Raw genomic sequence first — 11,926 nt, forward strand, 5'->3', positions numbered from 1 at the left:
TGTGGAAAACCCGTGTAGGGCAGCCGCCTATCCTGGGTGGGCCGGACAGCGCGGTCCGCACCCCGCCAGTGGGACGGGGCTCGGGGCGCGCGGCGCTGGCCGCAGACGTACCGTGCCCGGTCAGACACGTTCGCCTGCAAGGAGCCGCACCCGTGAGCAGCGCCGAATTCCCCACGTCCATCCATTCGGGCGACTACGACCGACCCGAGGACCACGCCCCGTTGCGTGCCGACATCCGACGGCTCGGAGACCTCCTCGGCGAGAGCCTGGTGCGCCAGGAGGGCCCGGAACTGCTCGAGCTCGTCGAGCGTGTCCGCGCGCTCACCCGCGAGGACGGCGAGGCCGCGGCCGCACTCCTCGGCCGGACCGATCTGCCCACCGCGATGAAGCTGGTCCGGGCGTTCTCCACCTACTTCCACCTGGCCAACATCACCGAGCAGGTGCACCGCGGCCGGCAGCTGCGCGCCCGCCGTGCCGCCGAGGGCGGGCTGCTCGCCCGCACCGCCGACCGGCTGAAGGACGCCGACCCCGAGCACCTGCGCCGGACGGTCGCCAACCTCCACGTCCGCCCCGTGTTCACCGCGCACCCGACCGAGGCCGCACGCCGCAGCGTCCTCAACAAGCTCCGCCGCATCGCCGCCCTCCTCGAGACCCCGGAGGGGGACGGCGACCGGCGCCGCACCGACCTCCGGCTCGCCGAGAACATCGACCTGGTCTGGCAGACCGACGAACTGCGCGTGGTTCGGCCCGAGCCCGCCGACGAGGCCCGCAACGCCGTCTACTACCTCGACGAACTGCATGCCGGGGCCGTCGGCGACGTGCTGGAGGACCTGGCCGCCGAACTCCAGCGCGTCGGCATCGAACTGCCGCCCGGTACCCGCCCGCTGACCTTCGGCACCTGGATCGGCGGCGACCGCGACGGCAACCCCAACGTCACCCCCGAGGTGACCGGCGAAGTCCTCATCCTCCAGCACGAGCACGGCATCAACGACGCCCTCGAGGTCGTCGACCAGCTCCGCGCGCTGCTCTCCAACTCGATCCGCTACACCGGCGCCACCGACGAACTCCTGGGCTCGCTCGAGGCCGACCTCGAGCGGCTTCCCGAGATCAGCCCGCGCTACAAGCGGCTCAATGCCGAGGAGCCCTACCGGCTCAAGGCCACCTGCATCCGGCAGAAGCTCGAGAACACCCGGGAGCGCCTCGCCAAGAGCACGCGCCACCAGCCCGGCCGCGACTACCGCGGCACGGCCGAACTCCTCAAGGACCTCACCCTCCTCCAGGAGTCCCTGCGCGCCCACCGCGGAGAACTCTTCGCCGACGGCCGCATGGACCGCACCATCCGCACCCTGGCCGCCTTCGGCCTCCAGCTCGCCACCATGGACGTCCGCGAGCACGCCGACGCCCACCACCACGCGCTGGGCCAGCTGTTCGACCGGCTCGGCGAGGAGTCCTGGCGCTATGCCGACATGCCGCGCGAGTACCGAGCCAGGCTGCTCGCCAAGGAACTCCGGTCCCGCCGGCCGCTCGCCCCGCTCCCGGCTCCCCTGGACGCCGCCGGAGCCAAGACCCTCGGCGTCTTCAGCACCATCGGCGAGGCACTCGAACGTTTCGGCCCCGAGGTGATCGAGTCGTACATCATCTCCATGTGCCAGGGAGCCGACGATGTCTTCGCCGCCGCCGTGCTGGCCCGCGAGGCCGGCCTGATCGACCTCCACGCCGGCTGGGCCCGGATCGGGATCGTGCCGCTGCTGGAGACGACCGACGAGCTCAAGCAGGCCGACCGCATCCTCGACGACATGCTCGCCGACCCCTCCTACCGCCGTCTCGTCTCGCTCCGCGGCGACGTGCAGGAAGTGATGCTCGGCTACAGCGACTCGTCCAAGTTCGGCGGCATCACCACCAGCCAGTGGGAGATCCACCGCGCCCAGCGCCGGCTGCGCGACGTGGCCCACCGCTACGGGGTCAGGCTGCGGCTCTTCCACGGCCGCGGCGGCACCGTCGGCCGGGGCGGCGGCCCCACCCACGACGCGATCCTCGCCCAGCCCTGGGGCACCCTCGAGGGCGAGATCAAGGTCACCGAGCAGGGCGAGGTCATCTCCGACAAGTACCTGCTCCCGTCCCTGGCCCGGGAGAACCTCGAACTCACCGTCGCCGCAACCCTCCAGGCGTCCGCGCTGCACACCGCGCCGCGCCAGTCCGACGAGGCCCTCGCCCGGTGGGACGCGGCGATGGACATCGTGTCCGACGCAGCCCACGACGCCTACCGCCGCCTGGTGGAGGACCCGGACCTGCCCGCGTACTTCTTCGCCTCCACCCCCGTGGACCAGCTCGCCGAACTTCACCTCGGCTCCCGGCCGTCCCGTCGTCCCGACAGCGGCGCCGGACTCGACGGCCTGCGGGCCATCCCGTGGGTCTTCGGCTGGACCCAGTCCCGGCAGATCGTCCCCGGCTGGTTCGGCGTCGGCTCGGGCCTCAAGGCCGCCCGGGAGAAGGGCCTCGGCTCCGTCATCGAGGAGATGAGCGGCCGCTGGCACTTCTTCCGGAACTTTCTGTCCAACGTCGAGATGACGCTGGCCAAGACGGACCTGCGGATCGCCCGCCACTACGTCGACACCCTCGTCCCCGACGAGCTCAGGCACGTGTTCGGACGGATCGAGGAGGAACACGCCCTCACCGTCCAGGAGGTCCTGCGCATCACCGGAGGCCGCGAACTGCTCGACTCCGACCCCGTCCTCCAGCAGACGTTCCAGATCCGTGACGCCTACCTGGACCCGATCTCCTACCTCCAGGTGGCACTGCTCGACCGGCAGCGCCGGGCAGCCGACCGGGGCGAGGAGCCCGACCCGCTGCTGTCCCGGGCCCTGCTGCTCACCGTCAACGGTGTCGCCGCGGGCCTGCGCAACACCGGCTGACCGGCCCGGAACGCCGAGCGGCGCCGGTCCCCTGCCGCAGGGGACCGGCGCCGCGGTGGTCGTGCGTGCGGAAATCAGCCGCGGCTGTGGGCCCGACGGCGGAAGGCCATCGCCCCGCCCGCACCCAGCAGCAGCGCCGCCGCCACGGAGATGCCCGCCACCGAACCGGCACCGGTCTCGGCGAGGTCACCCTTGCCGCCGTCCGGCGAGGTGGCCGCCGGAGCGGACTCCTCGGCCTGCGGCGTGTCGGCCTGCGGCGTGTCAGCGGGGCTGTCGGACTGCTCGGCGGGGGTGTCCGCGTCCTTCTCGCACGAGGTCCAGAAGACCTTGTGCTTGGCCCGGCCGTGCTCGCCGTCGAAGTTCCAGATCAGCTTGTAGTGGCCGTCGGGCAGGCTCAGTTCGGCGGTACGGCCGTGCCCGTCGAGGTTCAGCTCCAGGAGGCCGGTCTTCGCCTCGACTCCCTTGGTGCCCGTGGGAGGCATCTCGACGATCTTCCAGGTCACCTGCTGACCGCCGTCGAAGCCGAACGCGTCGAGGTAGAACGTGCAGACGTGCGGTTCGTTCTTGCGGAGCTCCTCGCTCGTGCTCGCATCGTGAATCTTCACGGTGCCGTTGTCGCCGGGCGGGGTTGCGAACGCGGTGGGCGCCGACAGCAGGGTGACTGCTGCCGCGACCGAGACCGCGCACGCCGAAGAGAAGGTGCGCATGGGCAAACCAACTTCGGTTCGAAAAAGGTGGAGTGGGGGGCGGCCGCGTCAGCATCTAACCCGTCTGATGACAGGTCAAGGAAGGATCTGCACGTTCCGTCCCGCTACCGCACACACGTCCAGAAGATCACGCATAACAATCCGGTGAATGCACCGCGCATCCCCGCACGCCCCACCGCGGACACCGGTCTCAGAGCGTCGCGTACGCCCCGCCCAGCAGCGCCGCGCCCAAAAGCGCCACGACCCAGGCCGTCCGCCGCATCCGCAGGCCCCCGGCGATCACCAGCGCCACCAGCAGCAGCGACCCGCCGAACGGGATCCACGCGTACAGCACACCGGGCAGCCCGGTGCGGACCACCTCGTCCGTACCCGGCTTCACCGACACCGGGAAGCGCTGCCCCTTCGCCGGGTTCACGGCCCTCGCCATCACCACCTGACGGCCCGGTCGGGACGCGTCACGCGGTGTGAACCGGCCCGAGCACACCTGTTGACGGCAGCGCTCGACAGCCATGGTTCCCTGCTCCCGGCCCTTGGTCAGCATCGCGTGCTGCGCCGTCCCCCACGACGTCCACACCCCACCGGTCATCAGCAACATTGCTATCGCCGTGATCAACACGTTCCTGCCAACCAGGACCAGCCCGAACGCGCTCTCACCCATGCGCCGGGTGCGGCTGCGCCGGACCGGACCCTTACCCGAAGTCGCTGTCGCCATGGCCGAAATCCTTGGCCATGGGCCATCGCGCGGTCAACCTGGCGACGGTGTGCACCCGATGTCCGCCCGGGAACGCACGGCGGACGGGGACTTCTCGCGCGGCTCGAACCGCCACCCGGTCCCGGCGGGTTGACAATGATGCGACCAGGAAGGTTCACCGGCTCGCGACGCCCTGCACGGTCCCTCGCTGCGGTGCCGCGTCACCCCGGGCACCCCCGGCCTTCGGCCGGGAGGCTTCCGGTGCGAGGAGCTGTTGGTCCTGCGATGCCGCCCCCGGGTGCCGGAGGGCCCGGGGCGACCCCGTCCACCGGAAGCCGAGGGCTTCCCGGCGGACCGGCCACCGCACTCTAGGAGTTGTACGTGCTCTGGGCCCGCTCGAGCCCGTCCACCACCAGCGACTCCACGGCGTCGGCCGCCCGGTCCACGAAGTAGTCCAGCTCCTTGCGCTCCGCGGCCGAGAAGTCCTTGAGCACGAAGGCCGCCACGTCCATCCGGCCCGGTGGCCGCCCGATGCCGAACCGCACCCGGTGGTAGTCCGGCCCCATCGCCTTCGTCATCGACTTCAGGCCGTTGTGCCCGTTGTCGCCCCCGCCCTTCTTGAGCCGCAGCGCGCCGTAGTCGATGTCCAACTCGTCGTGCACGGCGACGATGTTGGCCACCGGCACCTTGTAGAAGTCGCGCAGGGCCGTCACCGGGCCGCCCGACAGGTTCATGAACGACATCGGCTTCGCCAGGACCACCCGGCGGCTGGAGACACCGGGAGCGCCCAGGCGTCCCTCGACGACCTGCGCCCGGGCCTTGTGCGACTTGAACCGGCCGCCGAGGCGCGCGGCCAACAGGTCCGCGACCATGAACCCCACGTTGTGACGGTTGCCCGCGTACTCCGGGCCGGGGTTGCCCAGACCCACCACCAGCCACGGGCTGTCCACGTCGCTCACTGCGTCTCTCCTGCTGATCGTCTCTGCGGTTGTCGGCTGCACGGTTTTCCCCGCAACTCACGGGATGCACGACCGCCGCCCCGCTCCGGCGGGAGCGGGGCGGCGGTCGAAAGAACGCGTCGAGGATCAGGCCTCGGCGGCGGCCTCTTCCTCGGCCTCCTCTTCCTCGGCGGCCTCCTCGATCTGCGCCGCGACGACCTGCAGCACGATGGCGTCGTCCTCGACGGCGAGCGAGGCGCCCTTCGGCAGCTTCACGTCCTTGGCCAGGATGGAGGCACCGGCCTCCAGGCCCTCGATGGAGACGGTGACGCCCTCGGGCAGGTGCGTGGCCTCGGCCTCGACCGGCAGCGCGTTCATCACGTGCTCCACCAGGTTGCCGCCCGGTGCCAGGTCGCCCTCGGTCTGGATCGGGACCTCGACGGTGACCTTCTCGCCCTTCTGGACGAGCAGCAGGTCGACGTGGACCAGGAAGCCGCGGATGGCCTCGCGCTGGACGGCCTTGGGGATGACGAGCTCGCTCTTGCCACCCTCGATGTCCAGGCGGATCAGCACGTTCGGCGTCTTGAGGGCCATCATCAGGTCGTGCGCCGGAAGGCCGACGTGCACGGGGTCGGCGCCGTGACCGTAGACCACACCCGGGACCGTGCCGTTGGCGCGCATGCGGCGCGCGGCACCCTTGCCGAAGTCGGAACGGGGCTTGACGGAAATCTTGTACTCGGCCACGGGAGCACTCCTCGTAATCAGCGGGGCTGAAAGATCTGACGGGCGTCACCCGGCCCACGACAGACCTGCTACGAAGAGCGCGTCGATAACGGATTGCCGCGTCCCGCCCGTGCCCTGCACGAACAGCGCGGCCTCCCTCGCCGAGCAACTCCTCGAGTCTACCCGGCGGGGAGGCCGCGCCAGAAATCGATCACTCGGGGCCGGAACGGGCCCCGTCGCGGCGGATCAGGCCTGCTCGTCGAAGAGGCTCGTGACCGAGCCGTCCTCGAAGACCTCCTGGACCGCGCGCGCGATGGTCGGGGCCATCGACAGCACCGTGATCTTGTCCAGTTCGAGATCGCCCGGGGTCGGCAGCGTGTTCGTGAAGATGAACTCGCTGACCTTGGAGTTCTTCAGACGGTCCGCGGCCGGGCCGGACAGCACGCCGTGCGTCGCCGTCACGATCACGTCCTCCGCACCGTTGGCGAACAGCGCGTCCGCCGCGGCGCAGATCGTGCCACCGGTGTCGATCATGTCGTCGACCAGGACGCACACCCGGCCCTTCACGTCACCCACGACCTCGTGCACGGTGACCTGGTTCGCCACGTCCTTGTCCCGCCGCTTGTGCACGATGGCCAGGGGCGCACCCAGCCGGTCGCACCAGCGGTCGGCGACCCGGACCCGGCCCGCGTCCGGGGAGACCACCGTCAGCTTCTCGCGGTCCACCTTGGCACCGACGTAGTCCGCCAGGACCGGCAGCGCGAACAGGTGGTCCACCGGGCCGTCGAAGAAGCCCTGGATCTGGTCGGTGTGCAGGTCGACGGTGAGGATCCGGTCGGCGCCCGCGGACTTCATCAGGTCGGCGATCAGCCGGGCCGAGATCGGCTCGCGGCCGCGGTGCTTCTTGTCCTGGCGGGCGTATCCGTAGAACGGAAGGATCACGGTGATGCTCCGCGCGGAGGCCCGCTTCAGAGCGTCGATCATGATCAGCTGCTCCATGATCCACTTGTTGATCGGAGCGGTGTGGCTCTGCATCAGGAAGCAGTCCGCGCCGCGGGCCGACTCCTGGAAGCGCACGTAGATCTCACCGTTGGCGAAATCGAAGGCCTTCGTGGGGACCAGGCTGACACCCAGCTGGTGTGCGACCTCCTCCGCCAGCTCGGGGTGGGCGCGGCCGGAGAAGAGCATCAGCTTTCTCTCGCCGGTCGTCTTGATCCCGGTCACAACAGGTCTCCTTGCCAGCTTGCATGCGTTCGGTGGGGGGACGCTTCGCGTTCGCTTCTCACGGTACGCCCAGGACGGAACACCGCCTTGCGGGTCACTGCCCGCCACCCGCCGCTTCCTCGGCCGCCGAAGCGGCCTGCGCCGCGGCGCTTCCGGGGCGCTTGCGCGCCACCCATCCCGCGATATTCCGCTGCTGTCCGCGTGCCACGGCCAGCGATCCGGGCGGCACGTCCTTGGTGATCACGGAGCCGGCAGCGGTGTAGGCGCCGTCCCCGACCGTGACAGGAGCCACAAACATATTGTCCGAGCCCGTCTTGCAGTGGGATCCGATCGTGGTGTGGTGCTTGGTCTCGCCGTCGTAGTTCACGAACACGCTCGCCGCGCCGATGTTCGTGTACTCGCCGATCGTCGCGTCACCCACGTAGGACAGGTGCGGAACCTTGGTCCCCTCACCGATCGTCGCGTTCTTCATCTCCACGTACGTGCCGGCCTTCGACTTCGGGCCCAGCTTCGTCCCGGGGCGCAGGTACGCGAACGGGCCGACGCTCGCGCCCGGGCCCACCAGGGCCCCGTCCGCAACCGTGTTGATCACGCGGGCGTCCTCACCGACCTCGGTGTCCGTCAGCGTGCAGTCCGGGCCCACCTCGGCACCGGTCGCCAGATGGGTGGCGCCCTGCAGCCGTGTGTTCGGGTGCACCAGCGCGTCCGGCTCGAACGTCACCGAGACGTCCATCCAGGTCGACGCCGGGTCCACCACGGTCACGCCCGCGAGCATCGCCTGCTCCAGCAGCCGCTCGTTCAGCAGCCGGCGGGCCTCCGAGAGCTGCACCCGGTTGTTGATCCCCAGGATCTGCCGGTGGTCCCCGGCCACCGCCGCGCCCACCCGGTGCCCGGCCTCGCGCAGGATCCCCAGCACGTCTGTCAGGTACTCCTCGCCCTGGCTGTTGTCCGTGCGGACCTTGCCGAGCGCGTCGTGCAGCAACTGCCCGTCGAAGGCGAAGACGCCGGAGTTGATCTCCCGGACCGCGCGCTGTTCCTCCGTGGCGTCCTTGTGCTCGACGATCGCGGTGACCGCGCCGTCGGCGCCGCGCACGATGCGCCCGTAGCCCGTGGCGTCCGGGACCTCGGCGCTCAGCACGGTGACGGCGTTGCCGTCGGTTTCGTGAGCGGCGACCAGCTCTTCCAGGGTCGTTGCGGTGAGCAGCGGGGTGTCCCCGCACACGACGACCACCGTGCCGTGGACCGCCTCGCCCGCTCGGGCCAGCTCCTCGAGGGCCATGCGGACGGCGTGACCGGTGCCGTTCTGCTCGTGCTGCACGGCGGTGCGCACGCCGGGGTCGATCTCGCCGAGGTGTGCGGAGACCTGTTCCCGCGCGTGGCCGACGACCACGACGAGGTTCTGCGGGTCGAGCTCGCGGGACGCGGCGACGACGTGGCCGACGAGCGTGCGGCCGCAGAGGGTGTGCAGGACCTTGGGGGTAGTCGACTTCATACGGGTGCCCTCACCCGCTGCGAGGACGACGACGGCTGCCGGGCGGTTGGCGCTCACGGGGTGTGCCCTTCGACTTCGGGGGGCTGACACCCGCAGGATACCGGGGTGTTTCCAGGCGATCGCGGGGACGGGTCCCCGAGTGGGCGGGCGGGAGGTGCGAAGGGAGTCGGGAGCCGGGGCGGGCGCTCGCGAGGAGCGTGAGGGGAGACGCTCAAGGCTCCGCCGCCAGGACTCGAACCCGGACATACTGGACCAAAACCAGCAGTGCTGCCAATTACACCACGGCGGATGGTGATCGGTGTCGATTCCGACATTCTGTCAGGGAGGCGCACCGGCCCCCACCACTATGCCGTACCACCCGCCCTCGCCGCGACGGGGCTCCTCGTTCACAGCCCGCTCCGGACGCCTGCGGGGAAACGTTCGCCGCGGTTCGGCCCGAGGGCACTTGGGGCGCCCGGCCGGGTCGGTGGAGAGTCCTTGCAGCGGCCTGCGAAAGCGCAGCGCCGAGGGGCGGTCTCCCCAGGGCGTCGTCCGCCGTATGGCCGGGGCGCGTGCAGGGTGACCGGAGCCCGGCGAGACGAGAGAGGCAGACCCTAGGCTGGCGGTCATGACCACAACGGGGGAAGTTGCGGGAAAAGGGGAACGGGGCGTGCCCGAGGGGCCATGGTGGTGGGCCGGGCGCCGGAGCATGTGGTTCGACGTGGTCCTGGCCGCCGCGTCGGCGGGCGAGTGCGCGGTCGAGGGGGTGTTCTTCGCCGACGGCGCCGGCATCCCGGCGGTCCTCGGCGCGGTGCTGGGACTGGTCGCGGGCTCGACCCTGCTGCTGCGCCGCCGGTGGGCCATCGCGGTCGTGCTGGTCTCGGTGGCGGTCGCGCCGGCGGAGATGGGATTCCTGCTCGGCATCGTCTCGCTCTACACGCTCGCGGCGACGGACACGCCCCGGCGGATCGTCGCCGCCCTGGCCGGGGCGTCGGTCACCGCCACGCTCGTCATGACGTTCGTCGGCTTCCAGCGGGACATGCGGCACGACGGCTACGCGCCGCCGCTGTGGGTGGTCGGCCTGGTCGCCGTCCTCATGTCGCTGGGGCTGACCGCACCGCCGGTCCTCTTCGGCTTGTACGTGGGGGCGCGCCGCCGGCTGGTCGACAGCCTCCGGGAGCGGGCGGACGGGTTGCAGCGCGAGCTGGTCCTGCTGGCCGACCGTGCGGAGGAGCGCGCCGAGTGGGCCCGCAACGAGGAACGCACCAGGATCGCCCGGGAGATGCACGACGTCGTCGCGCACCGGGTGAGCCTGATGGTCGTGCACGCGGCGGCTCTCCAGGCCGTGGCGGCGAAGGACCCCGGACGGGCGTCCCGGAACGCGGGTTTGATCGGTGACCTGGGTCGTGAGGCGTTGACCGAGCTGCGGGAGATGCTCGGCGTGCTGCGGAGCGCAGATCGTCCGGCGATGACGGTGCCGCCCGTGCCGCTGCCTGCACAGGCCGAGGCGGCGGAGGCTGCCGCTCCGGACGCGAGCGGCACGGCCGGCGCCGAGCCGCCGTCGCTGGCCGATGTGGAGGCGCTGGTGGCCGAGTCGCGGGCGGCCGGGATGACGGTGGAGCTCGCGGTCGAGGGCGAGCGGAGCCGCTACGCGCCCGGAGTGGAGCAGGCGGCCTACCGGGTCGTCCAGGAGGCGCTGACCAATGTGCACAAGCATGCCTCGGGGGCCAGCACGCAGGTGCGACTGGCCTGCCGGGACGATGAGTTGGCGGTGCTGGTGGTGAACGGGCCGGGTGCGCTGGGCTCTTCGGATGTGCGGCTGCCGAGCGGCGGGAACGGCCTGGTGGGCATGCGGGAGCGGGTCAAGGCGCTGCACGGGGGCTTCGTCGCCGGGCCGACCGACGCCGGCGGCTTCAGGGTCTCCGCTCTGCTGCCGGACCGGATCCGGTTGCAGGTTCCCTGAACGTGGGGCGGCCGGGGCCGGTGCTGGGACCGCCGCCGGGCACGCCCGCAGGCGCGCGCCTGGACGCACGTGGGCGGTCGCCTTTCCGGACCACCGGCCGGTCAGCGGTCCCGGGTGGTCAGCCGGGCCGGGAGGACCCCGGTGACGAGGGTGGCGACAGCGCGGTCGATGTCGGGCCCGAGATACCAGTCCCCGCTGTGGTCGATGCCGTAGACGCGGCCCTCGGTGTCGATGGCGAGGGTCGCTCCCGGAGGGCCGGTCTCCTCGCCGAGGGGGCAGATCTCCGTACCGAGGGCCCGGCCCAGATCGGCGAGGGTGCGCGCGAAGTGGAGGCCGCAGAGCGGATCGAACCGCAGGGCGGCGGGCGCGATGTCGTACCCCGAGCCGGGCGGGACGATGTGCAGACCGCCGAACTCCGCCCACGCCTCGACTGCTGCGGGGAAGACGGCGTGGCTGTGGCCGCCGGGGGAGTGGTGGGCGCGCAGGGTGTCGGCCCAGACCTCGGCCCGGGCGATGTCCCAGCGACCCGGCTGCCAGCCGGCCTCGCGGAGGACGGCGTCGACCTCGACGGGAAAGCGCGTGGCCGCGGTTCGTTCGAAGGCGCGCAACGCCTCAACTCCTGTCGGATCAGGTGGCGGGATCCACCGGACGTACGCCGAAGTGGGCCAGCACCGCGTCGCAGGTGCGACAGGGTGCGGCGTAGGCACCGTGCCGGGGGTCTCCGTCCTCGCGGATGTGGCGTGCGGTGATCTTTGCGTGCTTGAGAGCGCGGCGCGCCTCGCCGTGGCCGAGGGGCTTGCGGGAGGCCCGTTTGCTGCGTGCCCGGTCGACGCTCGTGATGTACCGGGAGAGCAGGACGGTCTCGGGGCAGCGTCCCGTGAACCGTTCCCGCCGGCCGACCGGGAGGGTGTCGAGGCAGTCCTGGACGAGGGGGTGCAGTTCCGGGGGCTCGTCGCCCCTGCTCGCGGTCGAGGTGAGCGTGGTGCCGCGGACGGAGAGGGCGGCTGCGACGGCGGGCAGGATGCCGTCCCGGCGTTGCCGGAGCACTGGAGGCGCACCGGATTCGTCGGTGCCGGCCCAGCCGTGCCGGGGGGCCTCCGGCGGTCGGCCGGTACCGCTGTGCCGGCTGTCGTTCATGGTCGTTCCCCTCCTGCGCAACCCCCACGTTGCGGAGGACACCCTGCCAAATATGCAGGGTGAACGGGAAGTCGGGCACGCTGGGGGTGCCGCGAGCGGGTCCCGGAGGGGGCGGACGGGCCCGCGGGGCAGCGCATAGGCTGTGCCCATCAGCCGGACA

Annotated in this window: 10 protein-coding genes and 1 tRNA gene; 2 read left to right on the forward strand and 9 right to left on the reverse strand. The window is 71.4% G+C overall.

Going from position 1 to position 11,926, the window contains the following annotated elements; translation table 11 throughout:
* The first annotated feature begins 179 nt into the window (after window positions 1-179).
* Complete coding sequence (gene ppc, locus M1E25_RS17555; protein ID WP_251416804.1) at window positions 180-2,912, forward strand: phosphoenolpyruvate carboxylase; 2,733 nt, start codon at window positions 180-182, stop codon at window positions 2,910-2,912.
* A 74-nt stretch (window positions 2,913-2,986) separates the two neighbouring features.
* Here ppc and M1E25_RS17560 read toward each other — a convergent pair whose 3' ends face one another.
* From M1E25_RS17560 to M1E25_RS17590, 7 genes are all read right to left on the reverse strand, one after another.
* Window positions 2,987-3,619 carry a hypothetical protein gene (locus M1E25_RS17560; RefSeq protein ID WP_251416587.1) on the reverse strand — a complete coding sequence of 211 codons (633 nt, stop codon included), beginning with the start codon at window positions 3,617-3,619 and terminating at the stop codon, window positions 2,987-2,989.
* Window positions 3,620-3,809: 190 nt separating this feature from the next.
* A complete protein-coding gene (locus M1E25_RS17565) occupies window positions 3,810-4,331 on the reverse strand; it encodes a hypothetical protein (RefSeq protein ID WP_251416588.1) in 522 nt (173 codons plus the stop codon).
* Between the two features lie 347 nt (window positions 4,332-4,678).
* Window positions 4,679-5,269: an aminoacyl-tRNA hydrolase gene (gene pth, locus M1E25_RS17570; protein ID WP_251416590.1), complete on the reverse strand. Its 591-nt coding sequence runs from the start codon at window positions 5,267-5,269 to the stop codon at window positions 4,679-4,681.
* 126 nt (window positions 5,270-5,395) lie between these two features.
* Window positions 5,396-5,992: a 50S ribosomal protein L25/general stress protein Ctc gene (locus M1E25_RS17575; protein ID WP_251416593.1), complete on the reverse strand. Its 597-nt coding sequence runs from the start codon at window positions 5,990-5,992 to the stop codon at window positions 5,396-5,398.
* Window positions 5,993-6,217: 225 nt separating this feature from the next.
* The gene (locus M1E25_RS17580) at window positions 6,218-7,195 is read right to left on the reverse strand and encodes a ribose-phosphate diphosphokinase (protein ID WP_251416595.1); all 978 of its coding nucleotides are present in this window, start codon (window positions 7,193-7,195) and stop codon (window positions 6,218-6,220) included.
* A gap of 94 nt (window positions 7,196-7,289) precedes the next feature.
* Window positions 7,290-8,744 carry a bifunctional UDP-N-acetylglucosamine diphosphorylase/glucosamine-1-phosphate N-acetyltransferase GlmU gene (glmU, locus tag M1E25_RS17585; RefSeq protein ID WP_251416597.1) on the reverse strand — a complete coding sequence of 485 codons (1,455 nt, stop codon included), beginning with the start codon at window positions 8,742-8,744 and terminating at the stop codon, window positions 7,290-7,292.
* A gap of 160 nt (window positions 8,745-8,904) precedes the next feature.
* Window positions 8,905-8,976 (reverse strand) — tRNA-Gln (locus M1E25_RS17590).
* 318 nt (window positions 8,977-9,294) lie between these two features.
* Here M1E25_RS17590 and M1E25_RS17595 point away from each other — a divergent pair.
* Window positions 9,295-10,629, forward strand: a complete 1,335-nt coding sequence (locus M1E25_RS17595; protein WP_251416599.1) for a sensor histidine kinase — start codon at window positions 9,295-9,297, stop codon at window positions 10,627-10,629.
* A gap of 101 nt (window positions 10,630-10,730) precedes the next feature.
* On the opposite strand, the gene M1E25_RS17600 is transcribed toward M1E25_RS17595, so the two are convergent.
* Window positions 10,731-11,237: an SUKH-3 domain-containing protein gene (locus M1E25_RS17600; protein WP_251416601.1), complete on the reverse strand. Its 507-nt coding sequence runs from the start codon at window positions 11,235-11,237 to the stop codon at window positions 10,731-10,733.
* Between the two features lie 19 nt (window positions 11,238-11,256).
* Complete coding sequence (locus M1E25_RS17605) at window positions 11,257-11,766, reverse strand: YwqJ-related putative deaminase (RefSeq protein ID WP_251416603.1); 510 nt, start codon at window positions 11,764-11,766, stop codon at window positions 11,257-11,259.
* Between the last annotated feature and the right edge of the window lie 160 nt (window positions 11,767-11,926).

Origin of the sequence: Streptomyces meridianus (assembly GCF_023703325.1) — a bacterium.
Lineage (GTDB): Bacteria > Actinomycetota > Actinomycetes > Streptomycetales > Streptomycetaceae > Streptomyces > Streptomyces meridianus.

Excerpts from the sequence above, each read along its gene's own strand:
- M1E25_RS17560 (WP_251416587.1), bottom strand. The coding sequence starts at position 3,619 with ATGCGCACCTTCTCTTCGGCGTGCGCGGTCTCGGTCGCGGCAGCAGTC.
- M1E25_RS17565 (WP_251416588.1), bottom strand. The coding sequence starts at position 4,331 with ATGGCGACAGCGACTTCGGGTAAGGGTCCGGTCCGGCGCAGCCGCACC.
- M1E25_RS17595 (WP_251416599.1), top strand. The coding sequence starts at position 9,295 with ATGACCACAACGGGGGAAGTTGCGGGAAAAGGGGAACGGGGCGTGCCC.
- M1E25_RS17605 (WP_251416603.1), bottom strand. The coding sequence starts at position 11,766 with ATGAACGACAGCCGGCACAGCGGTACCGGCCGACCGCCGGAGGCCCCC.